General features: G+C 70.2%; 23 protein-coding genes. 10 read left to right on the top strand and 13 right to left on the bottom strand.

The window, feature by feature from the left end:
* Positions 1-30 precede the first annotated feature (30 nt).
* Both N865_RS03655 and N865_RS03660 read right to left on the bottom strand, forming a co-directional pair.
* Positions 31-921 carry a hypothetical protein gene (locus N865_RS03655; RefSeq protein ID WP_157557548.1) on the bottom strand — a complete coding sequence of 297 codons (891 nt, stop codon included), beginning with the start codon at positions 919-921 and terminating at the stop codon, positions 31-33.
* Between the two features lie 106 nt (positions 922-1,027).
* The gene (locus tag N865_RS03660) at positions 1,028-1,345 is read right to left on the bottom strand and encodes a hypothetical protein (protein WP_034801726.1); all 318 of its coding nucleotides are present in this window, start codon (positions 1,343-1,345) and stop codon (positions 1,028-1,030) included.
* Positions 1,346-1,412: 67 nt separating this feature from the next.
* Between N865_RS03660 and N865_RS03665 the strand changes: the two genes are divergently transcribed.
* The 3 genes from N865_RS03665 to N865_RS03675 are packed head-to-tail and all read left to right on the top strand — an operon-like array spanning position 1,413 to position 4,510.
* Positions 1,413-2,216, top strand: a complete 804-nt coding sequence (locus tag N865_RS03665; protein WP_211244846.1) for a C40 family peptidase — start codon at positions 1,413-1,415, stop codon at positions 2,214-2,216.
* Positions 2,213-3,091 carry an EamA family transporter gene (locus tag N865_RS03670; RefSeq protein WP_034801728.1) on the top strand — a complete coding sequence of 293 codons (879 nt, stop codon included), beginning with the start codon at positions 2,213-2,215 and terminating at the stop codon, positions 3,089-3,091. Before N865_RS03665 ends, N865_RS03670 begins: the two co-directional genes overlap by 4 nt.
* Before the next feature lie 51 nt (positions 3,092-3,142).
* Positions 3,143-4,510 carry an MFS transporter gene (locus N865_RS03675; protein ID WP_034801730.1) on the top strand — a complete coding sequence of 456 codons (1,368 nt, stop codon included), beginning with the start codon at positions 3,143-3,145 and terminating at the stop codon, positions 4,508-4,510.
* Positions 4,511-4,525: 15 nt separating this feature from the next.
* Here N865_RS03675 and N865_RS03680 read toward each other — a convergent pair whose 3' ends face one another.
* The 7 genes from N865_RS03680 to N865_RS03710 form a co-directional block, all read right to left on the bottom strand.
* Positions 4,526-5,590 carry a TerC family protein gene (locus N865_RS03680; protein WP_051510073.1) on the bottom strand — a complete coding sequence of 355 codons (1,065 nt, stop codon included), beginning with the start codon at positions 5,588-5,590 and terminating at the stop codon, positions 4,526-4,528.
* Positions 5,591-5,841: 251 nt separating this feature from the next.
* Entirely contained in the window at positions 5,842-6,216 is a 375-nt protein-coding gene (locus N865_RS03685; protein WP_051510076.1) for an MmcQ/YjbR family DNA-binding protein, read from the bottom strand.
* A complete protein-coding gene (uvrB, locus tag N865_RS03690) occupies positions 6,213-8,327 on the bottom strand; it encodes an excinuclease ABC subunit UvrB (RefSeq protein WP_034801732.1) in 2,115 nt (704 codons plus the stop codon). The genes N865_RS03685 and uvrB overlap by 4 nt, the downstream gene beginning before the upstream one ends.
* Positions 8,328-8,378: 51 nt before the next feature.
* Complete coding sequence (locus tag N865_RS03695; RefSeq protein ID WP_034801879.1) at positions 8,379-9,428, bottom strand: lipoate--protein ligase family protein; 1,050 nt, start codon at positions 9,426-9,428, stop codon at positions 8,379-8,381.
* A gap of 78 nt (positions 9,429-9,506) precedes the next feature.
* Positions 9,507-10,706: a dephospho-CoA kinase gene (gene coaE, locus N865_RS03700; RefSeq protein WP_034801734.1), complete on the bottom strand. Its 1,200-nt coding sequence runs from the start codon at positions 10,704-10,706 to the stop codon at positions 9,507-9,509.
* 51 nt (positions 10,707-10,757) lie between these two features.
* A complete protein-coding gene (locus tag N865_RS03705; protein ID WP_034801736.1) occupies positions 10,758-11,222 on the bottom strand; it encodes a PPOX class F420-dependent oxidoreductase in 465 nt (154 codons plus the stop codon).
* A 47-nt stretch (positions 11,223-11,269) separates the two neighbouring features.
* Positions 11,270-11,929 (bottom strand): TetR/AcrR family transcriptional regulator, encoded by a 660-nt coding sequence (locus N865_RS03710; RefSeq protein WP_034801738.1) that lies wholly within the window; start codon positions 11,927-11,929, stop codon positions 11,270-11,272.
* Positions 11,930-11,990: 61 nt separating this feature from the next.
* On the opposite strand from N865_RS03710, the gene N865_RS03715 reads away from it, so the two are divergent.
* Positions 11,991-12,470 (top strand): ester cyclase, encoded by a 480-nt coding sequence (locus N865_RS03715; RefSeq protein ID WP_051510078.1) that lies wholly within the window; start codon positions 11,991-11,993, stop codon positions 12,468-12,470.
* A gap of 33 nt (positions 12,471-12,503) precedes the next feature.
* On the opposite strand, the gene N865_RS03720 is transcribed toward N865_RS03715, so the two are convergent.
* Positions 12,504-13,316: a glycerophosphodiester phosphodiesterase family protein gene (locus N865_RS03720; protein ID WP_084327929.1), complete on the bottom strand. Its 813-nt coding sequence runs from the start codon at positions 13,314-13,316 to the stop codon at positions 12,504-12,506.
* Between the two features lie 165 nt (positions 13,317-13,481).
* Here N865_RS03720 and N865_RS03725 point away from each other — a divergent pair, with 165 nt between their 5' ends.
* Together N865_RS03725 and N865_RS03730 are read left to right on the top strand one after the other, a co-directional pair.
* Positions 13,482-14,687, top strand: coding sequence for an acyltransferase family protein (locus N865_RS03725; RefSeq protein WP_034801742.1), 1,206 nt, complete (start codon positions 13,482-13,484; stop codon positions 14,685-14,687).
* Positions 14,684-15,883, top strand: coding sequence for an acyltransferase family protein (locus N865_RS03730; protein WP_034801744.1), 1,200 nt, complete (start codon positions 14,684-14,686; stop codon positions 15,881-15,883). Before N865_RS03725 ends, N865_RS03730 begins: the two co-directional genes overlap by 4 nt.
* A 175-nt stretch (positions 15,884-16,058) precedes the next feature.
* Here the strand turns inward: N865_RS03730 and rpsA are convergent, their stop codons facing one another.
* Positions 16,059-17,546 carry a 30S ribosomal protein S1 gene (rpsA, locus tag N865_RS03735; RefSeq protein WP_034801746.1) on the bottom strand — a complete coding sequence of 496 codons (1,488 nt, stop codon included), beginning with the start codon at positions 17,544-17,546 and terminating at the stop codon, positions 16,059-16,061.
* A 241-nt stretch (positions 17,547-17,787) separates the two neighbouring features.
* Between rpsA and N865_RS03740 the strand changes: the two genes are divergently transcribed.
* Entirely contained in the window at positions 17,788-18,597 is an 810-nt protein-coding gene (locus tag N865_RS03740; RefSeq protein WP_034801748.1) for a class I SAM-dependent methyltransferase, read from the top strand.
* A gap of 67 nt (positions 18,598-18,664) precedes the next feature.
* Here the strand turns inward: N865_RS03740 and N865_RS03745 are convergent, their stop codons facing one another.
* The gene (locus N865_RS03745) at positions 18,665-19,582 is read right to left on the bottom strand and encodes a DUF3068 domain-containing protein (protein WP_034801750.1); all 918 of its coding nucleotides are present in this window, start codon (positions 19,580-19,582) and stop codon (positions 18,665-18,667) included.
* A gap of 191 nt (positions 19,583-19,773) precedes the next feature.
* Here N865_RS03745 and N865_RS03750 point away from each other — a divergent pair, with 191 nt between their 5' ends.
* A complete protein-coding gene (locus N865_RS03750; protein ID WP_034801752.1) occupies positions 19,774-21,081 on the top strand; it encodes an acyltransferase family protein in 1,308 nt (435 codons plus the stop codon).
* Positions 21,082-21,145: 64 nt separating this feature from the next.
* On the opposite strand, the gene N865_RS03755 is transcribed toward N865_RS03750, so the two are convergent.
* A complete protein-coding gene (locus N865_RS03755; protein ID WP_051510079.1) occupies positions 21,146-21,994 on the bottom strand; it encodes a 2OG-Fe(II) oxygenase in 849 nt (282 codons plus the stop codon).
* 107 nt (positions 21,995-22,101) lie between these two features.
* Here N865_RS03755 and N865_RS03760 point away from each other — a divergent pair, with 107 nt between their 5' ends.
* Complete coding sequence (locus tag N865_RS03760; protein WP_034801754.1) at positions 22,102-23,577, top strand: bifunctional glycosyltransferase/class I SAM-dependent methyltransferase; 1,476 nt, start codon at positions 22,102-22,104, stop codon at positions 23,575-23,577.
* The gene (locus tag N865_RS03765; RefSeq protein WP_157557549.1) at positions 23,574-25,601 is read left to right on the top strand and encodes a hypothetical protein; all 2,028 of its coding nucleotides are present in this window, start codon (positions 23,574-23,576) and stop codon (positions 25,599-25,601) included. The genes N865_RS03760 and N865_RS03765 overlap by 4 nt, the downstream gene beginning before the upstream one ends.
* Positions 25,602-25,605: the final 4 nt, after the last annotated feature.

Raw genomic sequence — 25,605 nt, forward strand, 5'->3', positions numbered from 1 at the left:
GCCTGTCACCAACGTCATGACCGAGTACAGCTAGCTGCCGTTCTCTCGCAGCAGCGCCTCGACCTTGCAGTCCATGAAGACGGTGACGGCCTGCTGGCCGTAGCCGAACAGGAACGCGAGCAGGATGAGTGACGCGATCGATGTGTACGTTCCGACCACCACACCGCTGCCGACGGCGATGACGCCGATCACCGCGGTCCACAGGCCACTCGCGATCTTCATGACCGTCAGGGACGGGCGCGGGTCGAACCAGAACGTGTTGGTGAACGTCTTGTTCGTGACGTAGAGGGAGATGAGGGCGCTGAAGCTTCCGCCGAGCATGCCGAACAGCATGACGAGGCACAGGACGGCCCATCCGGCCGCGGCCGTCGGCTGCGCCGGCTGCGGGATGAGCCGCTCATCAGGAAAGGCCAGTGCCTGGATGAGCACGGTCGCGATTCCAGCGAGGACGAGACCCGCGGCGATCTCGAGGATGCCGCGCTCCTGCTGGCGCTCCCCTTCATGCTTGGCCTCCGCGACGGCGTGAGCCGTCCGGATCGTCCTCAGCCCGACCTTCTTCCGCGCCTCCGCGTCAGGGTCCTTCTGGAGATCGATGAGGAACTGCTTCCACTCGTCCGTGCCGAACTCCGCCTTGGCATGCCTCTTGGCGTCGTCCACGACCTCCTTCGGCTGCTTGAGGCCCTCGAGCGCAAGCTCGAGGCGGTGCAGGTCGTCCCACGTCAGGTTTATCTCGGCGCCTCCCAGCCGCTCCGACATGCGCCGGCCCACGGGGAGTCGCTCATCCAGGTGATGCTGCTCTCGGAGCTTCGCGGCCTGCGTCTTCAGCTCGGGCGGAATGGCGACACCAGCGTGCTCGAGCGTCGCCATGTCGTCCTCCAGCAGTGCGGCGCGGTTGCGCGCCAGTACCTTCCATCCGGCCATCACGGACACCCCTTTTCGCCGACATGTTCACGATGTCGCCGTCGTGGTGGCCGAACCAAGGGCGAAGGGCCCCCTTCTTCCGCGCGAGAGACGTCCGCGGCGGGGCTCAGGCCTCGAGGGCCTCTTCACTGTCCGGGGCCTGTTCTAGCTCGGCGATGAGGGACTCGAGCTCCTCGCGGGTCTGCTCGATCGTGCCGCGGGTGTTGCTGATGATGAAGTGCCGACGCCGGTTGTTGGCGACCGAGAGCCCGACACCGAGCCGCGAACGGGCGTGCTTGCGGTTCCACAGCCGCTCGAGCTGGGGGCCGCCCTCCCAGTCGACAGGGGCGCTCAGCCAGCCCATGATGTCGACGATCGGCCCCTCGGGGCTCGACCGGCGGTTCTTCGGCTCCTCGAAACCATCCACGGTGATGCGCTCGTCCATACCTCTGACGGTACGACCGCCGGAGGTCTCCCGGAAGCCTTTTCGCCCCCGTGCGAGGATGTTCGGCGTGTCCGACTCGACCCGCACCGCCGTAGCCACCGCCGCACTCGTCTCCGTCCCGGTCACCACGATGTGGATCGCGCCCGACAGTCCGCGCACGGTCGACGCGCCCATCACGGCAGACTCGCCCGACGCGGAGCGATGGCTCGCCGGGCTCGACGCGCGTCCCGAGGACGACGAGTCCGGTGACGGGCGGCTCGGCCTCCACGGACGTATCGAGTCGCAGCTCGTCGCGGGTGAGCCCGTCCGCGTCGTCGGCGCCGACGAGTCCGGGCGCTGGTCGCGTGTGGTGGCGCCGTGGCAGCTCTCGCCGAAGGACGACGCCGGCTACCCCGGCTGGGTCCCCACCGCCCACCTCTCCCCAGTCGCCGCGGGCGAGTCGCCGGCGACCGAGTCGGTCGCGGGTGCCCCCGTCGCGACGGTCGATGCGGCGACCCTCGACGCCGAGCACCCGGCGCTCGCCCTCGCCCGCGAGCACCTCGGCCTGCTCTACCTGTGGGGCGGGCTCACCCCGCTCGGCCTCGACTGCTCCGGGCTCGTCCACCACACCTGGCGCCGGTTCGGGATCGTCGTTCCTCGGGACGCCTACGCCCAGGCGGAGTTCGCCGAACCCGTCGCACTGGACGCTGTCGCCCCGGGTGACCTCTACTTCTTCGCACGCCCCGGCCGTCGGATCCATCACGTCGGCATCGTCGTCCGGCCCGGGCGGATGGTCCACGCCTCGGAGACGGGGGGCGTCCTCGTCGAGGAGGACCTCACCGCCGACCGCATCGACACGCTCGTGGTCGCCGGACGTCTCCCCCGGCCGTGAGGGTCGACCGTCGCACCGCGCCCCTTCTCGTCCTCGGCGGAGTCGTCTCGGTCCAGTTCGGCGGCGCGCTCGCGGCAACCCTCGTCCCGAAGATCGGCGCCGCCGGCTCGGTCACGCTGCGCCTGCTCTTCGCGACCCTGGTGCTGTATGCCGTCGCCCGCCCGTCGTGGCGCGGCCGCTCCCGCTCGGCCTGGGTCACCGTCCTCCTCTTCGGCTTGGCGCTCGCGGCGATGAACACGGCGTTCTACGCCTCGCTCGCACACCTGCCCATCGGCGTCGCCGTCACCATCGAGTTCCTCGGGCCGCTCACCCTCGCCGCCGTCCTCAGCCGCCGCCCGACGGACTTCGCCGCGGTCGCCGCGGCCGCCCTCGGGGTCGCGCTCGTCTCGGGGGCGTTCGACGCGTCGTGGGACCGGTACGACCCGATCGGGATCGTCTTCGCCGCGATCGCCGGGGCGATGTGGGCCGCCTACATCGTCCTCAGCCAGCGCACCGGTCGGGCCTTTGCGGGCCTCGACGGACTCGCCCTCGCCCTCATCGTCTCGACCGTCGCCGTGGCCCCCTTCGGGCTGGCCACGGTCTCGGAGTGGACGCCGGCCATCATCGGGCTCGGCCTCGGCATCGCCATGCTCTCGTCGGTGCTGCCCTACTCCCTCGAGCTCATGGCACTGCGGCACCTCAGTCCGCGGGTCTTCGGGGTCCTGCTCAGCCTCGAGCCGGCCGTGGCCGCGCTGGCGGGGTTTCTCGTGCTCGGCCAGGTGCTCGACCTCCCGCAGGTGGCCGGTATGGCGCTCGTGGTCGCGGCCAGCGCCATCGTCCTGGGCTCGCCCGGACGGCGGATCACGCCGCCGGACCCGACGGTCGCGCCGGGATGAGTGCCGAATGCGGCTTGACCTCAAGCACACATGAACTCCTACCGTCGCCGTATGACGACTTCCACGGCCCCCGCTGTGCAGCCTGAGACCGACCAGACCGGCGGCCTGCTCTCCACCGCCCACCGGGCCACGACGATCGGGATCTTCGCCCTCGTCTCGCTCCACGCGTTCGAGTCGCTCGCCCTGACCACGGTCATGCCGACGATCGCCAAGGACCTCGACGGTGCGTCGCTCTACGCGATGGCCTTCACGGCCACCCTCGCCGCGGGCATCGTCAGCGTCGTCTGGTCCGGCAACCTCGCCGACCGCCGCGGCCCCCGGCTCCCCCTCCTCATCGGGCTGCTCCTCTTCGCGCTCGGCCTCGTCGGCGCCGGGCTCGCACCGACGATGCCCGTCCTCGTGGCCACCCGCGTCGTGCAGGGCCTCGGGGCCGGCATGACGAGCACCGCGCTCTACGTGCTTGTGACCCGCGTCTACCCGGCCCGCCTGCACACGGCGGTCTTCGCCGGGTTCGCCGCTGCGTGGGTCGTCCCCTCCGTCGTCGGCCCGTTCGTTGCCGGGCTCATCACCCAGTCACTCGGGTGGCGCTGGGTGTTCGGCCTGTCCCTTCTCGTCCTCGTCGTGGCGGCCGGCCTGCTGGGACGGATCCTGCCCGCCCTGCGACAGCCTCTCGCCGCCGTGCCGTGGCGCCGCCGGGCCATCGTGGCCTCCGTGACACTCGCCGTCGCCGTCCTCGTCCTCAACGCCGCCGCCGGCGAGGCCGGTACCGGTGCCATCCTGTCCGCCGCCGCCGCGACCGTCGTGCTCGTGGCCTCCCTCCGTCCCCTGCTCCCGCGTGGGACGCTGACGGCTCGTCGCGGGCTGCCCACGGACGTCACGGTGCGCGGGCTCTCCTTCGCGGCCTTCGCCGGGGCGGAGATCTACCTGCCGAGGCTCCTCACCGAACGTGACGGGTTCCCGCCCGCCCTCGCCGGGCTATCTCTCACGGCAACGGGGGTCACCTGGTTCGTCGGATCGAGCATCCAGGGCCGCTGGAGCAGCCGGTTCGAGATCGGTCGGACCGTCCGGTTCGGCCTCGCGGTCGAGGCCGTGGCCCTCGCGGCGCTCGCCATCGGCGTCGCCCTCGACGCGCCGGCTTGGGTGCTCATCGCCCTCTTCCCGCTCGTCGGGTTCGGGATCGGCACCCTCGCGCCGCGCGTCACGACGCAGGCCCTGGGGCGCGCCGACGACGACAACCAGGGTTTCGTCAGCTCGGCACTGCAGATCGGCGACTCCGCCGGGGCGGCGACCGCCCTGTCCACGACGGCGATCCTCTTCGCCGTCGCCGGCTCGGTCGTCCCGGGGGCCTACGTCGTCGTGTTCGCCGCGGCGGCTGTGCCGGCCCTCCTCGGCTGGCTCATCGCCCTGCGGGTGCGTTGAGCCGGCTCTCGGACCTCAGCTCGCCGTCGGGTCGGTGGTCTCGGTGGCCTCGTTCACGCCGGTCCTTCCGGATGACTCCGCGGTTGCCGCCACCGAGGCGGCCTCGCGGCGCCCGTCACGCCGGGTCTTCCAGAGGCTGGCCACGGTCGTGACGCCGAGGATGAGGACGATCATCCCGAGGGAGACCAGGATCGGGATCTCGGGGATGTTGTCGAACGGCTGCCCGTTGTTGATGAACGGCAGGCTGTTCTCGTGGAGGGCGTGCAGGATCAGCTTGACGCCGATGAACCCGAGCAACACCGCCAGGCCGATGCTGAGGTAGACGAGCCGCTTGAGCAGGCCGCCGATGAGGAAGTAGAGCTGGCGCAGGCCCATCAGGGCGAAGATGTTCGCCGTGAGGACGAGGTACGGCTCCTTCGTCAGACCGTAGATCGCGGGGATCGAGTCGAGGGCGAAGAGCAGGTCCGTCGTGCCCAGCGCCAGGATGACGATGAGCATCGGGGTGACCACGCGCTTGCCTCGCTGCACGACCGTCAGGTGCGTCCCGTGCCACTCCTTCGTCGCCGGGAAGCGGCGCTCGATGAAGAGCAGGAAGCGGTTCTCGTGGTACTCGTCGTCGTCGGACTCGCCGCCGCGCGCCAGCTTGATCGCCGTGTAGATGAGGAAGGCGCCGAAGAGGTAGAACACCCACGAGTACGCGTTGATCACCACTGCGCCGAGCGCGATGAAGATACCGCGCAGGACGATCGCGATGATGATGCCGATCAGGAGGGCCGACTGCTGGAGCTTGGCCGGAACCCGGAAGCTGCTCATGATCAGGATGAAGACGAAGAGGTTGTCGACCGAGAGGGAGTACTCGGTCAGCCAGCCCGCGTAGAACTCGCCTGCGTACTGCCCGCCGTACTGCCACCACACGAAGAGGCCGAAGAGCACGGCGAGGCCGACGTAGAAGGCGAGGGCGCGGCCCGCCTCGGCCATCGAGGGGACGTGCGGGCGACGGGCGATGATGAAGACATCGATCGCGAGGGCGATGGCCATCAGGCCGATCGTGAGGTACCAGCCCCAAGCTGGAACGTTCATGCGGGGACAACCTTCCGGTCACGAGAGAAGTAACCGGAGGTCTCTCCCGCCCGGCATACCGCCGGACCGACGGGACCGGGAGTGATGGTGTCTGCTCCGTGATGACGAGCCCGTCGTTTCGGGGATACTCCCCTCCGTGAACGCCTGAGTCTTTCACCACCCGGGGCTGGTCTCAACTCCACCCCCCAAGAGCGCGAACCGGGCCGGTCCGGATGTCGGACCGCGCGACGCTCCGAGAGAGCTCGGCGTGATCAGCTCGGGCCCACCGGACGACGGCTGCGGGGCAGCCCGGACACGACGATCTCGTAGGAGGTCTCGAGCGCCTCCATGAGCTCGTCCTCCTCGATCGCGCCCGTGGTGCGCAGGCTGTTCCAGCCGTGTCGGCCGATGTAGGCCATCACCGAGGCGTCGTCGGGGAAACGGTGCAGCCACTCGTCGGCCTCGGTGCGGCTGCGGGCGCACTTGACCCCGAGCGACTCGGAACCGAGGAAGGCGAAGATCTTGTCCCCGACCTTGGCGACCGTGTCGCCCTCCCACGGCGAGTCCTCCCAAGCGCCGGGCAGCGCCAGCGCAGCCTCGCGGAGCCGACGGGCGAGGTCGGGCCGGGTCGAGCGCCGCGCCGTCATCGCGTGGCAGCGCTCATCTGCCGGAGCTCCTTCTTGAGCTCGCCCAGCTCGTCGCGAAGGCGCGCCGCGAGCTCGAAGTGCAGCTCGGCCGCCGCCTGGTGCATCTGCGTCGTCAGCTCCTGGATGAGGCCTGCGAGGTCGGCGGCAGCCATGTCGGCGGGGCGGCTCGTCACGCCACCGGCCGAGACACCGACGTCGGCCGCCATCGCGCCGCGCCCGGCGCCGCTCTTGCCGCGCGACTGCATCCGGCCGGAGCCGATGAGCTCCTGGGTGTCGGCGTCCTCGCGCTCGAGCAGGTCGGTGATGTCGGCGATCTTCTTGCGCAGCGGCTGCGGGTCGAGCCCGCGCTCCTTGTTGTAGGCGATCTGCTTCTCGCGGCGCCGGTTGGTCTCGTCGAGCGCCTCCTGCATCGAGGGCGTGACCTTGTCGGCGTACATGTGGACCTGGCCGGAGACGTTGCGGGCCGCGCGGCCGATGGTCTGGATGAGGCTGCGCGTCGAGCGGAGGAACCCCTCCTTGTCGGCGTCGAGGATCGACACGAGGGACACCTCGGGCAGGTCGAGACCCTCGCGGAGCAGGTTGATGCCGACGAGCACGTCGAAGACGCCCTGGCGCAGCTCGCGGAGCAGCTCGACCCGGCGCAGCGTGTCGATGTCGCTGTGGAGGTAGCGGACGCGGATGCCCTTGTCGAGGAGGTAGTCGGTGAGGTCCTCGGCCATCTTCTTCGTCAGGGTCGTGACGAGGACGCGCTCGTTGCGCTTGGTCCGTTCCTGGATTTCGTGCATGAGGTCGTCGATCTGGCCCTTGGTCGGCTTGAGGACGACCTCGGGGTCGACGAGCCCCGTCGGGCGGATGATCTGCTCGACCGGCGGACCGGACTTGGCCAGCTCGTACTCGCCGGGCGTCGCCGAGAGGTAGATCGTCTGGCCGATCCGCTCGAGGAACTCCTCCCACTTGAGGGGACGGTTGTCCATCGCGCTCGGCAGCCGGAAGCCGTGCTCGACGAGCATGCGCTTGCGGGACATGTCGCCTTCGTACATCGCCCCGATCTGAGGGACGGTCTGGTGCGACTCGTCGAGGACGAGCAGGAAGTCCTCGGGGAAGTAGTCGAGCAGGCAGTTGGGGGCCGACCCCGCAGTGCGGCCGTCGATGTGGCGGCTGTAGTTCTCGATGCCGTTGCAGAAGCCGACCTGGCGCATCATCTCGATGTCGTAGGTCGTGCGCATCCGCAGGCGCTGGGCCTCGAGGAGCTTGCCCTGCTTCTCGAACGCGGCGAGCTGGTCCTCGAGCTCGAGCTCGATGCCGCGGATGGCCCGCTCCATCCGCTCGGGGCCGGCGACGTAGTGGGAGGCCGGGAAGACATACATCTCCCGCTCCTCGTTGACGACCTCACCGGTGACGGGGTGGAGGGTGTAGATCCGCTCGATCTCGTCGCCGAAGAACTCGATCCGGATCGCGAGCTCCTCGTAGACCGGGATGATCTCGACGGTGTCGCCTCGCACCCGGAACGTCCCGCGGGTGAACGCGAGGTCGTTGCGGGTGTACTGCATCTCGACGAACCGGCGCAGCAGCGTGTCGCGCTCGATCTCCTGGCCGACCTTGAGCCGTGCCATGCGGTCGACGTACTCCTGCGGAGTGCCGAGGCCGTAGATGCATGAGACGGAGGCGACGACGATGACGTCACGGCGTGTCAGGAGGGAGTTGGTCGCGGAGTGCCGCAGCCGCTCGACCTCCTCGTTGACCGAGCTGTCCTTCTCGATGTAGGTGTCGGTCTGCGGGATGTACGCCTCGGGCTGGTAGTAGTCGTAGTACGAGACGAAGTACTCGACGGCGTTGTTGGGCAGCAGCTCGCGGAACTCGTTGGCGAGCTGCGCGGCGAGCGTCTTGTTGGGCGCCATGACGAGCGTGGGCCGCTGGACCTGCTCGATGAGCCAGGCGGTCGTCGCCGACTTGCCCGTGCCGGTGGCGCCGAGCAGGACCGTGTCGGTCTCGCCCGCCTTGACCCGGCGCGCGAGCTCGGCGATCGCGGTCGGCTGGTCACCGCTCGGGGTGTATTCCGAGATGACCTCGAAGGGGGCCACCGTGCGCTGCAGGTCGGTCGTGGGACGCATGGGTCAACCGTACGTCGCCGCACCGACAGTGCCGATCCCGTGTGCCGCCGATCAGGGGACCCGGTGGGTCCACTCCGGAGTCGCGAACTTCGTCTCGACGAGCCGCTGGGCGGCTTCCAGCTCGGCGGCCGAGTAGTCCGCCTCCCGCGTCCGGTAGCGCCGGGCGAACGACTCGGCGAACGAGGAGAGGATCGCCTCGCGCGGCAGCCCGGTCTGCGAACGCATCGGGTCGACGCGCTTGTTGGCGGACTTCGTGCCCTTGTCGGACATCTTCTCGCGGCCGATCCGCAGCACCTCGACCATCTTGTCGGCGTCGATGTCGTAGGACATCGTCACGTGGTGGAGGACGGCCCCGCCGGCGAAGCGCTTCTGCGCCGCGCCCCCGATCTTGCCCTTGTCGGAGGCGATGTCGTTGAGGGGCACGAAGTGCGCGTTGACGCCGACGTCGGCGAGCGCGCCGATGACCCACTCGTCGAGGAAGCTGTACGAGCGCTCGAAGCTGAGGCCCTCGACGAGCGAGCTCGGCACGACGAGCGAGTAGGTGATGCAGTTGCCCGGCTCCATGAACATCGCGCCACCTCCGGAGATCCGGCGCACGACGTCGATGCGGTGGCGCGCCGCGCCATCGGGGTCGACCTCGTTTCGCACGCTCTGGAACGAGCCGATGACCACCAGAGGACTGTCCCAGTCCCAGAAGCGGAGCGTCGGCGGCCGCACCCCTGCCGCCACCTCGCGCCCGATGACCTCGTCGAGGGCGACGTGCATCGCCGGGTGCATGACCTTCGCGGGGATCACGTCGAAGACGTGGTCGTGCCAGCCCGTCGCCTTCCCGAGCGCCCGCCGCACCGCGATCCCGACGGCCTCGGCGGAGAAGCCGATGAGCGAGACCGAGTCGTCGAGGGTCCGCGTCACCGCCGCGGCGAGCTCGTCGACCCCGGCGTCCTCGGGCATCCCGACGAGCGCCGCGTTGATGTCGTCGAGGGCCTCGTCGGGCTCGAGGAAGAAGTCGCCCGAGACGCTGACGCCGGACAGTCGGCCGTCGACGACGTCGAGATCCACGGCGACCAGCTTGCCGCCCACCACCTTGTACTCACCACGCATGACTGCCACAACACCGTCGTATGTCGCTCACTTCCCGCCGGGGGCGCACGCCGTCCCAGCGGGGTCCTTCGGGCGTCCTCAGCGCGGCGACCAGCCCGTCGCTGCGGCCCACGCCTGGGACCGCTCCACCGCGGCGTCGAACCACGGCTCCTTGGCGGCGACGTAGGCACTGGTCCTGTCGTCGAGCGCAAGCAGGCGCCGCTTCTCCTCGGCGTAGTCGTCGCGTGCAGCGTCGTCGGAGCGGAGCCAGTCGCGGAAGAGGAGCGCGAAACGCCAGCCCGCCGAGCCCTGCTCCCGGACGTGGATGTGGGCGATGTTGCCGGGATCCGTCGAGGCGTAGAACCGTTTGCGCCACCCATCCGGGTCGCCGTCGCTCGGGTGGGGCGAGTCCTGCGTGTTGCCCTCGACGAGGAGATAGCCGGCGTCGCGCATCGCCGCGACGAAGTCGGGCTCGTCGGCTCTCTCGAGACGCTCGACGGGAACCTGGACGTCGATGACGTCCTTGGCGATGAGGCCGGGGACCGCGGTCGACCCGATGTGCTCGGTACCGGACACCTCGAGGCCGGTCAGGCTCGCGTCGAGGTGGGCCACGATGCGTCTTCCCCGGGCGGCCCAGTCGTCCCGCGGGTCGACGACTGCGGCCCGGTCGGGCCGACGGGAGCGCTCACCTCGGACGAGGTTGTCGTTCCATGGGGCGATGCGGGTGTCCCACAGGTGGTCGACCGCCGCGACGAGGTCCTCTGGGCTGCCGTTGTTGTCGAGGACGACGTCGGCGGCGGCCCGCCGTTGCTCGTCGGATGCCTGGGCTGCGATGCGGTGGCGGGCGTCCGTCTCGTCGAGCCCGCGCTGCTCGACGAGACGACGGATGCGCGTCTCGACCTCGGCGTCGACGACCACGACGAGGTGCTCGCGCACCCAGAGGCCGCGCTCGACGAGGAGCGGCATGTCGAAGACCGTCACGGAAGCGCGCGGCGCTGAGGAGCGGAGGCCGGCCACCCGCTCGGCGATGGCCGGACCGGTGATCGCCTCCAGCACCCGGAGCTGTGCGGGGTCGGGGAAGACGAGCGCTGCGAGGCCGGGCCGGTCGAGGCTGCCGTCCTCGCGGATCACGGCGTCGCCGAAGTGCTCCCGGATCCGCGCGAGCGCCGGCTGGCCGGGCTCGACGACGTCCCGGGCGACCTGGTCCGCGTCGACGACGACGGCGCCGTGCTCGCGGAGCCGGTGCGAGACGGTTGACTTGCCCGAACCGATTCCGCCGGTCACTCCCACGCGCAGCACGACGGCCAGCCTACGCAGGGCCGGCCCCCCGTCGCCGCAGACGCCCGGCCCTCAGTCCGCCAGGCGTGCAGGGAAGCCGCCGGTCGCGACCGGGCCCCACCGCGTCGGGGTGATCCGCAGGAGGGACTTGCCCTGGTCGACCATGGCCCTTCGGTACTCGTCCCAGTCGGGGTGTTCACCGGAGATCGACCGGAAGTACTCGACGAGGGGCTCGACCGAGTCGGGCAGGTCGAGGACCTCGCAGTCACCGTCGACCTGGACCCACGCGCCGCCGAAGTCGTCGGACAGCACGAGCACGCTCACCTGAGGACGTCGACGGGCGTTGGCCGTCTTGGCCCGCTCGGGGTAGGTCGAGATGACGATCCGGCCCTCCCTGTCGACCCCTCCCGTGACCGGCGACGCCTGGGGGCGGCCATCGGATCGCGCGGTGATGAGGACCATCGCGTGTCGCGGCCGGACGAAGTCGAGCATCGCGTCACGGTCGACGACGGTGTTCGTGGCGATCTGTCGAGGCATCCGCCGATTCTGGCACGCAGGCGGCGCCTGATCGGGCTCGTCGCTCCTCACCGCTTCCGGCCAGACACCTCGCGCGCCGTCGCCGCGGCGAGCGCGTCGCCGAGCCATGCGGCATACGCCTCGTGTGTCCACCCGCAGCGACGGACGAGGCGGTCGTAGACCTCGGCAGCGGTGAGCGTCCAGATCTCGTCGACGAGCTCCTCGCGGTCACGTCCCGGGGCGAGGCCGTGCCTGCGCTCGAGGGTGTCGACGGCATGACCGTTGCCCGTGCGTCGCTCACGGTCGATCGTCGACACGAAGTCGCGCAGGCCCTGGTCTCCTCCAGCACCATCGGCGAGGAGCACACCGAGGAGCGATCCGACGCGCGCGTAGATGGACGCCGACCATGCGGCATACGCCCGGCCGAAGGCGGCCCGGTCGGGGGCCTCGCCCATCGCGAGGAACTCCGGACGCTCGCTCATCGGCGTCGGGTCCTCGTCGCCCGCGAGCATCACGTCGTAGACCGCCTTGACCACCTCCGCCTTGCCGCCGACCGAGTTGTAGACCGTCTGCGGGCTGAGCCCGGCCGTCCGAGCGAGCTGGGCGACCGACATCGCGTGGTACCCCTCCGAGACGAGCAGGTCCCGCGCGGTGGCGATGACGCGCCTGCGCGTCTCCGCTGCAGCCTCGACCCGGCCCGAGTTGTCGTACGAACGAGTCCTTGACATGGCGCCCTTTCAGTTGGAAGGTGATTCCACTGGAATCTGCATCCACTCAAAGGAGTATGCCATGACCAACCCCGCACGGCCTGCGGCGCTGCGTGTCTTCGAGGCCATCAACACCGGCGACCTGTCGTGCATGCCCGAGTGCGTCACCGACGACTTCGTCGACCACGGCTCCCCCTTCCCGCTGCCGCCCGGTCCTGAGGGCTACACCCAGATCCTCACCTTCGTCCACCACGTGCTCCGGATCCGCTACGAGGTGCTCGACGTCATCGAGGCAGAGGACCGCGTCGTCCTGCGTGCGCGCGCCAGCGGCATCGGTGTCGCCGGCTTCCACGGACCCGAAGCCGAGGGGAGGCCCTACACGATGACGACGATCCACATCTACCGGACCGAGGGAGACCGCCTCGCCGAGCACTGGGGTGTGCGGGACGAGCTCGGAGCCATGGTCCAGATGGGTGTCCTGCCGGCGCCGGCCCCGCCCGCTCCGGCGGCCCCGCCCGCTCCGGCGGCCGCGGCCGCAACCTCGGTGGACGCCAGCGCCTGACCAGCACGGACCGCGCCCGCAGCCGCAACCGGGTCAGGTCCGGCCGTGCCGGGTGAGGGCGAGGACCCGGTCCGGGTAGTCGGTCACGAGCCCGTCGGCCCCGGCGTCGACGACGCGCCGGACGTCGGCGGGCTCGTTGACGGTCCAGGGGAGCACGCCGAGCCCGAGCGTGTGCGCCCGGTCCACGAGGGCCGCGTCCACGGAGCGATGATCGGGCGAGACGACGTGCGCCCCGAGACGGGCGACAGCCCCGGCCAGGTCGCCGCCATGGTCCTCCCAGGGCACGCTGCCGAGCCAGGGGCTGCCCGCCGCAAACGTGTCCCCCACGTCGGCCAGCGCCGAGCGGAGGACGTCGGGGGCGAGCTCGTGGGACACCTCGAGAACCGCCCAGTCGAAGGAGTGCACGAAGCACCGCCGCTCGATGCCGGCCGCGTGGATGACGGCGAGCACCGAGTCGACGAAGGACCGCCGCCGGTCGACCTCTCGGGCGTCGAGCGGGTTGCTCTTGAGCTCGATGGTCCACCACACGTCGGCGTCGGCGCAGGCCTCGAGCAGCTCCGACAGGGTGACGATCCGCGCGCCGGGGACGGCCCGCTGGTCCGGCAGGTCCGGCCGGACGAGGCTTCCGATGTCGATCGTCCGCAGCTGCCGGACGGTCAGGTCGTCGACGCGCGCCCCGATGAGGTCCTCTTCGGTGGGGACGCACCGGCCGTCGAGGAGGACCGGGTCGTGCCAGACGACGACCGTCCCGTCACCGGACAGACGGACGTCGAGCTCGAGGCCGGAGACGCCGAGCCGGATGGCCGCCAGGAAGCCCTCGAGGGTGTTCTCCGGGACCAGGCCCATCGCACCACGGTGTCCCTCGATGTCGAGCCGACCGTCCGCCCACGGCCCGGCACGGGTACCGAAGCCCGTCACCGGACGCCTCCCTGAGCCATCCGGACAGGGCTGTCGGCGGTCGGTCGGTGCACCCGGCCAACCTATCGCGCGCCAACCTGTAGTCTCGCGCGCGTGTCAGCGCCCCCAGCCGAGTCGGCAGCCGAGCCGGAAGCCCAGACCGCCCTCGACCCCGCGCCCGTCAGGTCGATCTCACGGATCAGCGCCCTCGACGGGCTGCGCGGGCTCGCGGTGCTCCTCGTCGCCGTCGGCCATGCCGGCGACCAGCTGTGGCCACGCTCCCTCGTCAACGAGGTGCCGGTCCTCCGGGGCTTCTTCGGCGGCGGAGCCGTCGTCATCTTCTTCGTCGTGGGCGGGCTCATCGTCACCCGTGGTCTGCTTCGCGACCATGCCGAGGGGGCGCTCGACCCGGTGCGCTTCTACCTGCGGCGACTGGTGCGGGTCGGGGCCCAGCTCCTGCCCCTCGCGCTCGCGGTCCTCGTCGTCAGTCGCGTCGACGCGACCGACCGGACGCCACCCGCCGTGACGGCACAGTCACTCATGCACGTCCTCACCCAGACGTGGAACACCTACACCCAGGACAACCTCCTCGCGTCCCGGTCCGACCTCGGGCACCTCTGGTACCTCAGCGTCCAGCAGCAGTGCTACCTCCTCCTGCCGCTCCTCGTCGCGGTGCTCGCCGTGCATCGCCGAGTCTTCGCCGGTCTGCTCCTCGCCCTCGTCGTCGCGGTCACCGTGTGGCGCTACCACGTCCTCGACACCGACGGCTGGGTCATCGCCGCGACGGCGACGACCACCCGAGCGGATGGTCTCATCATGGGGGTCCTCCTCGCCGTCGCCCTGCCGTTCCTCACCCGCTTCCGGGACCGCGCCGCCATGGTCATGACCGTGAGCGGCGTGGCCATGGTCGTGCTCATCGGGGTGCTCCAGGAGCTCGCGCCCTTCCAGTTCCTGCGCGAGTGGGGCATCGTCTTCACCCTCGTGACCGCGGCGATGGTCGCCGCGATCTTCATCGCCCAGGGACCGAGTGCGGTGAGCCGTCTCCTGTCGAAACCCGCCCTGACGTACCTCGGCCGGGCGTCCCTGGCGATCTTCGTCTGGCACCTGCCCGTGTTCGCCTTCGTGGCCCGCCACACGACCACGTGGGACTGGATGCCCCGCACGATCCTCGGCGCGAGCCTGCTCGCTGCCGTCGTGTGGACCACGCATCGCTGGTTCGACGAGCCCGCCCGTCGCTGGCTCGCCGTCCATCTCCGACCCCGCCCAGCGGCATACGCCCCGGCGACCTCCCGACCCGAGACGGCGAGCTCCCCGGCATGACCACACCGTCCACCTCCGCCACCCCTGTCGATCACCTCGGCGCCGTCAGCGCGGCCGACTCCGTCAGCGCGACCGACCCCACCAGACCCGGCGGGGTCGTTGCCGAGCCCCGCGCGGCCCGCGTCGGCGTCCTCGACGGCCTGCGCGGCATCGCCATCGTCCTCGTCGTCCTGTCCCACCTCGGCAAGGTGTGGCCCGAGTCGATCCGCGCCGACCTGGGCCCGCTCCAGGGCCTCTTCGACGCCGGGAGCCCTGGAGTGACGATCTTCCTCGTCCTCGGTGGCTTCCTCGTCACGCGGAGCATGCTGTCCGCGCGCGAGCGGGAGGGGCTGCGCGGCCCGGTCGTCTCACTCGGACGCCGCCTCGTGCGGATCAGCCTGCAGGTCTACCTGCTCCTCGCCGTCGTCGCCGTCGTCGCGGAGATCGACGCCACCGACCCCAACACGCCGGCCGCGACCCAGAACTCCCTCATCGCCGTCGCGACGTACTGGTGGAACGAGTACGTCCGCCGCAACGCCCTCGAGGCCCGCTCCGACCTCGGCGCGCTCTACTACCTCAGCATCGAGCTGCAGTTCTACCTCGTCCTGCTCGTGCTCGTCGTGGTCCTCGGCCGGTCCCGGCGCGCGCTCGGGACGATCCTCGCGCTCGCCATTCCCGTGGTCACGGTGTGGCGCTGGCACGTCGTCGACACGCAGGGCTGGTTCGACGCCTCGCTCCTGACGTCGACCCGCACCGACGGCCTGCTCTGGGGCGCCCTGGCGGCGCTCCTCGTCAACCGCGCGCAGGGCCTGCGGTCCCAGGCGAGCGCCGTCGTCGGCGGCAGCCTCCTCGTGGTCGTCGGCGTCGTCGTCAGCTGCGGGTTCTACGACATCGACGCGTACTTCAAGACCCAGGGCATCATCCTGACCGTCGCGTGCGCGCTCTTCGTCCTCGCCTCGGCGTTCCCCCTCGACGAGGAGGCGTATGCCGTCCGCCTCCTCACGGCCGAGCGCCTGCGCTGGCTCGGGGCGGCGTCTCTGACGATCTTCCTCTGGCACCTGCCGGTCTTCGAGGCCGTCATGCGCCACACGCCGGACTGGCATCCGCTTCCCCGAACCCTGCTCGCCCTCGCGGTCCTCGCCGGGATCGTCGTCGTCATCGAACGCCACGTGAGCCGGCCGGTCACCGGCTGGGCGAGCAGGCTCGGTACGCGCTGACACCCGCGTCGGCGGCCGTCTTCCCGGCGGCCCGCTCCCCCGCGGCCCGGTGGGCAGCCGACAAAGGCTGACCGACGCCCGAAAGCGGAAGCACGAGAGCCCCGGACCTTCTCGGTCCGGGGCTCTCGTCGAGCGTTCACGCGTGAGCCGGGCTCACGGCATACGTCTCAGTGGGTCAGTTGCCCGTCAGCTTCTCGCGAAGCGCGGCGAGCGCCTCGTCGGAAGCCAGCGTGCCCTCGGCCGGGGCCGGGGCGTTGCGCTCGCTGACGTCACCGGCGTCACCGGTCGCCGACGAGTAGGACGTGGCGCTGCCCGCGTTGGCCGCAGCCTCGGCGTCCGCCTTGACGGCCGCGTCGACCTGCGCCTTGTGGGCCTCCCAGCGAGCGTGGGCCTCGGCGTACTGACGCTCCCACTTCTCGCGCTGGGCCTCGTAACCCTCGAGCCACTCGTTGGTCTCCGGGTCGAAGCCCTCGGGGTACTTGTAGTTGCCCTGCTCGTCGTACTCCGCGGCCATGCCGTAGAGCGTCGGGTCGAACTCCGAGACCGGGACGGACTCGTCGTTGGCCTGCTTGAGCGAGAGCGAGATGCGACGACGCTCGAGGTCGATGTCGATGACCTTGACGAAGATCTCGTCGCCGACGTTGACGACCTGCTCCGGCAGCTCCACGTGGCGCTCGGCCAGCTCGGAGATGTGGACGAGGCCCTCGATGCCGTCCTCGACGCGGACGAACGCGCCGAACGGGACGAGCTTGGTGACCTTGCCGGGGACGACCTGGCCGATGGCGTGGGTCCGGGCGAAGTGCTGCCACGGGTCCTCCTGCGTCGCCTTCAGCGACAGGGAGACACGCTCACGGTCCATGTCGACGTCGAGAACCTCGACGGTGACCTCGTTGCCGACCTCGACGACCTCGGACGGGTGGTCGATGTGCTTCCACGAGAGCTCGGAGACGTGGACGAGACCGTCGACGCCGCCGAGGTCCACGAACGCACCGAAGTTGACGATCGAGGACACGACGCCCTGGCGGACCTGGCCCTTCTGGAGCTCCTTGAGGAAGGTCGTGCGGACCTCGGACTGCGTCTGCTCGAGCCAGGCGCGGCGCGACAGGACCACGTTGTTGCGGTTCTTGTCGAGCTCGATGATCTTGGCCTCGATCTCCTTGCCGACGTACGGCTGGAGGTCGCGGACCCGGCGCATCTCGACGAGCGACGCGGGGAGGAAGCCGCGCAGGCCGATGTCGAGGATGAGACCACCCTTGACGACCTCGATGACGGTGCCGGTGACGACGCCATCCTCTTCCTTGACCTTCTCGATCGTGCCCCAGGCGCGCTCGTACTGAGCACGCTTCTTGGACAGGATCAGGCGACCTTCCTTGTCCTCCTTCTGGAGGACGAGGGCCTCGACCTCGTCGCCGACCTTGACGATCTCGCCCGGGTCGACGTCGTGCTTGATGGACAGCTCGCGCGAGGGGATGACACCCTCGGTCTTGTAGCCGATGTCGAGCAGGACCTCGTCCCGGTCGACCTTGACGATGCGACCCTCGACGATGTCGCCGTCATTGAAGTCCTTGATGGTCGCGTCGATCGCGGCAAGGATGTCTTCCTGAGAGCCGATGTCGTTGATGGCGACCTCAGGAGCGGTCTTCTCGACCGTGTTGGCAGTCATGTAGTAGGAACTCCGATTGTGGACAGTGAAGTTGGAGACACCGAGGCAGTGAGCGCATGGCTGAACGCCCCGACGTCGTGTGAACAGGTTCTACGGTGAATCAGCGCACACGAATGTGCTCGGCAATCCTATCCGTGCGGTCTGTACCGGGTCAAAGCAGCAGTCGCGCTCGTGCCTGTGCACCCCACCCGCGTCGACCGGGCCTTCACGAGCGGGGGCCGGTCACCGGCTCCCGTATGCCGTGAGCTCCCCTTCCGAGGCCACGCGGCGTCCCGCCGCGGCCAAGGAGACCGCGGCTGCGAACCGCACCTGGTGGGACGGCGAGGCGTCCGACTACTACGTCGAGCACGGCGCGTTCCTCGGGGACACCGACTTCGTCTGGGGCCCCGAGCGGCTCCGCGAGGAGGAGGCCGGCCTGCTGGGAGAGCCGCGCGGCCAGCGGGTCCTCGAGATCGGCGCGGGATCGGGCCAGTGCTCCCGGTGGCTCGCGGCGCGCGGGGCGACCGTCGTCGCGAGCGACCTGTCCTTCGGGATGCTGGCCACCGGCGTGCGGGTGAACGCAGGGCTCGACCCGGTGCTGCGCGTGCCCCTCGTCCAGTGCGACGGGCGCGTCCTGCCCTTCGCCGACAGCGCCTTCGACACGGTCTTCACCGCATACGGGGTCGTGCCGTTCGTCGCCGACTCCGACGTCGTCGTGGCCGAGGCTGCCAGGGTGCTGCGTCCGGGGGGTCGTTTCGTCTTCTCGACGACCCATCCCGTCCGGTGGGCCTTCCCGGACGACCCCGGGCCGGGCGGGCTGACGGCGAACGCGTCGTACTTCGACCGAACCCCCTACGTCGAGCAGGACGACCTTGGCCGGGCCACGTACGTCGAGCACCACCGCACGATCGGTGACCGGGTCCGGGAGATCGCCCGCGCCGGACTGGTGCTCGTCGACCTCGTCGAGCCCGAGTGGCCCGAGGGCCACGATGAGCCCTGGGGTGGGTGGTCTCCCCTCCGGGGACGCCTCATCCCCGGCACGGCGATCTTCGTGTGCCTGAAGCCCGCGTGACCCGAAGGCCACGCCGGCTTCCCGTGCGCGCGGCGGACTGCCCGGGGCGGGCCCCGGTCGTCGCAGCTCAGGCCTGGGCAGCTGCTTTCCGTGGAGCGGCGTCCGCACCTGCCTCGGCAGCGGACTCGGAGCCCTCACGCCGGTAGAGGACGAACCCCGCGAAGAGCGCGATGACACCACCGATCAGCCCGACGAGCGGCACCGTCGTCGTGAGCAGGCCGAGCTTGCTGGCGTTGGCCTTCGCGTCCTCGATGTTGGCAGCGACCGTCTCAGGGGTGAAGCCGAACGTCAGGTCGAGGACGGTCTGACCCGAGTCGGCCATCTTGCGGACCTGGTGCTCGTTCTGCTTGACGATCGATCCGGTCAGCGCGTCGACCCACATCGTCTTCTCGGTGGAGTACGTGCCGGGGTCGGTGCCGATCGTGATCGCACCGTCCTGGACGTTGACGACGAACTTGTACGTCGCCACGCCGTCGAGGTCCTCCTCACCCGCGAAGGTCGCCGGGACTGCCTTGTTCACGAGGCCGTCCCAGAACATGTAGTCGCGCTTCTCGACGTTGAACGGGAACTTGTTGACGAGGCCCTGATGGGGCTTGGCGTCCGCCGGGAGGTACGACGCGTCGTTGACGGCCTCGGCCGTTCGACGGTCCGTCGCGAAGGTGTCGGTGCTGGCGGAGACGAGGCGGTTCTGCGGGTCGTCGGCGGACACGCAGTCGGGAGCCTTGCCGTCGGGGTCCTTGACGAGGCAGGAGGAGTTCTGGAAGACGACGACGTCGCCGTCAGAACGCGCCGAGTCGGAATGGGTGACGCTCGAGGCCCGTACCGGCGTGCTGACGAGGGCCGTGCCGTCGTAGAGCTGCGCCTCCCCCGTCAGGCGCATCACCGAGCTGACGTCGAGGGGGGTCTTCATGACCTGGCCCGGCGCCCAGAACCTGGCCAGCAGCCCGCTGACCAGCAGGAACGCACCGAGGAAGAGCAGGACCATGCTCAGGACTCTGCGCAACAGACGACCCCTTCGTCGAACGGCCGGTGGAGCACGGGCTCGGGCACCATCCGGCGGTGAACCTGGCGCAGAGTACCAGTGAGTAGCCCCCGACGGGGGTCCCTTTCGTCGACGGTCGATGGCGAGGTCCTACGCCGTCCACCGACGGTGCGACAGTCACTACAGTTCGGCCCATGACTGGAGCAGCTCCCCTCGGTGGGCGACGTCGCCTCGCCGCCCTCGACGGCCTTCGCGGCGCCGCCATCGTGCTCGTCGTGCTCTCGCACGGCTGGGCGCTCTGGCCGACCAAGGGGATCGAGGCGAGCCCGGTCGTCGGCCTCTTCCGCGCCGGCAACCTCGCCGTGACGATCTTCTTCGTGGTCGGGGGTTTCCTCCTTACCCGGTCGCTGCTCGGACAGGTCGACCGCAGCGGCACGGTTGCCGCCCGGACCGCGGTCCTGCGCCGCTACGCCCGCATCAGCGCGCACGTCTACCCGCTCGTCGTCGCGATCCTCGTCGTCCACGCGCTCGACGACACCGACATCTACGACCGGTCGAGCCTTCGCCAGTCGGTCGTGCGCATCCTCACCTACACGTGGAACTGGTTCTTGCGCGACAGTCCGCTCCTCGCCCGCCCGGACGTCGGACACCTCTGGTACGTCTGCGTCTACCTCCAGGTCACGGTGCTCCTCGTCATCCTCGTCAAGCTGCTCGGACGGCACCGCGCGATCCTCGTCGCCCTGCTTGCCGTGGCGACGGTCGCCATCGCCCTGTGGCGCGGCTGGGTCGTCGGGCACGAGAGCCTCTACAGCGCCCTGCTCCGAACGACGACGCGCATGGACGGGATGGTGTGGGGCGCCCTCCTCGCAGCCGTCCTTCCCCGGTTCCGCGACCGGGTCGCCCGGGTGGCTCCCGGCCTGATTCCCCTCTCCCTCGTCGGACTCCTCGCCCTCGCCCTGACGACCGGCCACGACGAGTCGTACTTCGGCTGGGCCGGGGTGGCGATGAACGTCGCGGTGGTCTGCTTCGTCGCCGCAGCGGTCACGGCCACGCGGCCGACCGTCGTCCAGCGCGGCCTCGAGGTGCGACCGCTCGTCTGGCTCGGCAACGCCTCGATGGCGATCTTCGTGTGGCACTACCCGATCTTCTGGGCGGTCACCCGGCACACGGCCACCTGGTCGTGGTTCACCCGCACCATCGTGGCCCTTGCCCTGACGGCGGTGTTCGTCCTGCTCGCGCAGCGGTTCGTCGAGCGGCCGCTCCAGGCCTGGCTCGCCCACCCCCGCTGGGACAGCACTTCCCCGGCGGCCGACGACACGCAGGACGCCTCCACCAACCCGGCCCCTGCCGACTCCCGCACCGAGTCCCCTGCGGAGTTCCCTGCCGACTCCCGCACCGAGTCCCCGGCCCAGTCCCGTGCCGAGTCCCTGACAGGGTCTCCCGCCGCTGCGGGCGGGGCGCAGGACCAGGCCGAGCCGGCGGCGGCGGGTCCGCACGACTAGACGGGGCAGAGCCACGAGGGACGTCCCACGCGGGGACGTCCCTCTGGCGTCGGGCGAGACGGGCTCAGTCGCCGCGCCGACGGAGCCGGTCGACCCGGGCGAGCCATCGCTGGACGGTGTCGTCCGAGATGCCGAGGCGTCGCTTGGCGCGGTCGTAGAGGTCGACGGCGTTCTTGTCGGCCCAGATGGCGACCTTCTTGATGCCGTCGTCCGGGCGGGCCCGGTAGTCGGTCGAGCGCCGGACGGCTTCCGACTCCTCCGTGAAGTAGTAGAGCGCCATGGAGCGCCGGGCGACGTCCTCAGGGCAGGTCAGCGGGTCCGGGTGCCCGTGAAAGCTGTCCTGCGACGTCGTGAAGACGAGCATGCGGTTGCCCTTCGGCGTGACACCGCCGCGCACGGCCGTCATGTCCTTGTCCCACAGCTCGAGTCGCCCTCCCCAGTCCTCGCGCCACTCCTCGTTGAGGTAGAGCAGGATGTTGACCCGGCGGGCCCAGTTGTCGTGGGTGTGGTGCGTCGAGAAGTCGGCGTGGATGTTGAGGTGCCCACCGCGCAGGGTCTGGTGCAGACCGCCGCCGTCCATCGACCAGTCTGCGATGAGCCCCGCGATCCCGGTGAGCCTCTCGAGGTAGGCGACGAAGTCCGCGGAGACGAACTCCCTGGCCACGGCCGTGAGGGTCTGCCCCCACGTGTCCGGTTGGGTGTTGGCGTACTTCGTCTCGTTGACGTGCAGGTAGCCCTTCCAGAACGGGTCGCGGATCGCGGGGAACTCCGCTGCCGCCGCGGCGAACACGTCTTCGCGCAGGACGCCGTCGATGACGATGTGCGGGAAGGGATCTGCCGCTGCGTACTGCTCCGCCTTCGCGTCGAGATCGTCGTTGAGCGACGCGAAGTCGATGAGGGACTGCGTGATCATGCGCGGAACTATGACATACATTCCCCGCGGGTAACTTGTGTCGCTACACTCCGGCTCGGTTTTGTTCGTCGGCCGTCTCGACTCGGGGCGCCAAGGGAAGGTCAACGGTGCTCACCCCTTCAGATGCCCCCACCTCGGTCGCGCCCAAGCGCGTCGGTGTGCTCGTCGTCGCCTACAACGCCGCGACCACCCTGGCCCGGGTCCTCGACCGTCTCCCGACGTCGTTCGTGGAGGGTGTAGACCACATCCTCATCGGCGACGACGCGAGCGAGGACGACACCCACGCGGTCGCCACGGCCTACCAGAGCGGATCGAGCCTGCCCCTCACCGTCGTGCGCCACGAGGCGAACCTCGGGTACGGCGGCAACCAGAAGGCGGGCTACCGCTGGGCGATCTCGCACGGGCTCGACATCGTCGTGCTCCTCCACGGCGACGGGCAGTACGCGCCGGAGGTCATCGAGGACGTCATCGCGCCCCTGCTCGCCGGGGAGGCCGACGCCGTCTTCGGCTCGCGCATGATGACGAAGGGCTCGGCCCGCGCCGGCGGAATGCCCGCGTACAAGTACGTCGGCAACCGCATCCTGTCGACGATGCAGAACGCCCTCACCGGGCTCGAGCTGACCGAGTGGCACAGCGGCTACCGCGCCTACCGGGTCGACGCCCTCGGGGACATCGACTTCGGGTCCTACTCAGACGCCTTCGACTTCGACACCGAGATCATTCTCGGCCTCTATGCGGCCGGGAAGCGGATCGTCGAGGTGCCGATCCCCACGTACTACGGTGACGAGATCTGTTACGTCAACGGCATGAAGTACGCGAAGGACGTCACCAAGGACGTCCTTCGCTACCGCGCGTCCCGGATCGGCTTCGGCACGCGCGGTGCGAGCGTCGACACGGGCGTCGACTCGGCGGCATACGAGCTGAAGCCCTCGCCGCACAGCTCCCACGGCAGGCTCCTCGCGTGGCTCGCTGAGCGAGCACCGTCGCGCGTCCTCGACGTCGGCTGCTCCGACGGGCAGTTCGGCGCCCTCGCCCGCGAGCTGGGGCACACCGTCGTCGGTGTCGACCTCGTCAAGCACGACGGCGTCGGCGCCCGCCTCGACGGCTTCGTCGAGGCCGACCTCAACCAGGGACTGCCCGCAACCGGTGACGCACCATTCGACGTCGTCGTGGCCGGTGACGTGCTCGAGCACGTCATCGACCCGGCGCGGCTCCTGCGCGACATGACGGACCGGCTCGCCCCGGGCGGCACGATCCTCGTGTCGATCCCCAACTTCGGGCACTGGTACCCCCGCGGCCGGGTCGCTCTGGGTCGCTTCGACTACGACCAGCGCGGCCCCCTCGACCATGGACACGTCCGGTTCTTCACCCGAGCGAGCTTCGAGCGGCTCGTCGCCTCGTGCGGCCTTCGCGTCGCCGTCCGCGACACCGTGGGGTCGCCCGTCGACGTGCTCGCCCGCGGCCGCGAGGGGCGGGCCCTCGGGAAGGTGGCGAGCTCGGTCGGTGCGGCCGACCGTCTCGCCACACGGACCTGGCCGACGATGTTCGGCTACCAGTTCCTCTATCAGCTGGAGCGCGCTTGAGGTCTGAGGTGCGGCAGCGGCGCGTCCCGCTCGCGACCGCGGCCGGGCTGGTCGTCGGAGGCCTCGCGTACTTCCTGGCGCTCTTCGACTACCGGCTCGACCCGACGCGGACGGCGGTGCGCCTGGGCTATGCGTCGAACTTCTTCGACATCCAGGCCCAGTCGTTCCTCGAGGGACGCATCGACGTGCCGGCCGGCAGCCTCGGCATCGAGGGGTTCATCGTCGACGGGAAGACCTACATGTACTTCCCGCCCTTCCCGGCCCTGCTGCGGGTGCCCATCATGCTCGTCACACGGGCCTTCGACGGGCAGCTGACCCTCGCCTCGATGGCCCTCGCCTGGCTCGTCTTCGCGACGATGACCTCTCTGCTGCTCTGGCAGGTCCGGCGCTGCATCAGCTGGGACCTGCCTGTGTCGAGACTCGAGGCCGCCGCGGCTGCAGTCTTCATCGCCGCCGCGACCGGCGGCAGCGTCGTCACCTTCGACGCGTCCCTGCCGTGGGTCTACCACGAGGTCTACCTGTGGGCCGTCGGCCTCGTCATCGGGACGATCTACTGGCTCATCCGCACGATCCTCGAGCCGACCCGGACCAACGCGATCTGGCTCGGCGGGTTCGCCCTCGCGAGCGCCCTGACGCGCACGACAGGCGGCTGGGCCGTGTGCCTCGTCATCGTCGGCGTGGCCGGGTGGTTCCTGACCGGACGCGCGGGCGCCGAGCGCCGAGCCCGGTGGCGTCTGCTGCTCGTGGCGGGGGGCACGCCCCTGCTCACGGCCATCGTCTACAACGCGGTGAAGTTCAACCACCCGTTCCTCTTCCCGCTCCAGAACCAGGTGTGGACGCAGGTCAACGCGCACCGCCGCGAGGCCCTCGGCGCCAACGGCGGCAGCATCACGGGGCCGCAGTTCCTGCTCACGTCGCTCGTCAACTACTTCCGTCCGGACGGGATCCGCTTCGTCGGCTACTTCCCGTGGATCACGCTCCCGGCCGAGCCGGCACGGGCCTACGGCGGAGCCTTCCTCGACCAGTACTACCGGACCGGCAGCATCACGGCGTTCATGCCGCTCCTCTTCCTCCTGTCGGTCGCGGCCGTGCCGGTGCTGCTCCGTCGCACCTCCCGTGTCGAGCGGCAGGCCCTGCGCCCGGCCGTGCTCGCCGGCGTCCTCGTGAGCGGCGGTGTCATGGCCTACGGCTACGTCGCCTACCGCTACACGAGCGAGTTCGTGCCCGCTCTCGTCGTGGCCGGGTCCGTCGGGCTCTGGGCATCGTGTGCCGTCGTCGAGCGGTGGCGTCGACCGGCCAGGGACCTCGTCCTCGGCCTGGGCGCGGCCCTCGCCCTCTTCGGCGTCGCGGCCAACCTGCTGACGGCCCACGCGATGGCCGCGACGACGTGGCGCGGCGACCAGCTGCGTGAGTTCGTCGCGCTGCAGGAGCGGACGAGCGGCGGGAAGGGGTCGGCCTTCAGCCGAACCGTCAAGCAGTCCGCGACCCTTCCTGCCGACGGCGAGACCGATGAGCTTCACGTCGTCGGCAACTGCGACGCCCTCTACCTCAACACCGGCGACGCCTACGAGCCGTGGGTCCTCGTCGAGCGGCGTCCGGATGTCATCGAGGTCCGCGTCACCGGTCGCCTTCGGGCCGGCAAGACGCTCCTGCTCACCGCCCACGGCTCGACGAAGCGCAGCGCGTGGCTCGAGACGACGAACAACCACTTCGCGCGGGTCCTCATCACGAGCAGCACCGGCACGTATGCCGGCCCGTGGTTCGGGGTGTACGCGAAGAGCACGTTCCGCATCGGCGTCAGCGTCCGGTCGGACCTCGGTTTCGCCGAGGTGACGAGCACCCCGGGCGGGTTCGTCGGGTACCTGCCCTTCATCGAGTGGGACAAGGACTGGAACGCCCGCCCGGGACGCATCGACGTCGCGTTCTCGAGGACCACGGCGGTGCCGCGCCAGGGCATCACGCTGACACGGGCCGCAGGGGTGCCTCCGACCCTCTGTCAGCGACTCCTCGCCGACGCACGCTGAGCCG

This window comes from Intrasporangium oryzae NRRL B-24470, assembly GCF_000576595.1.
Taxonomy (GTDB): domain Bacteria; phylum Actinomycetota; class Actinomycetes; order Actinomycetales; family Dermatophilaceae; genus Intrasporangium_C; species Intrasporangium_C oryzae.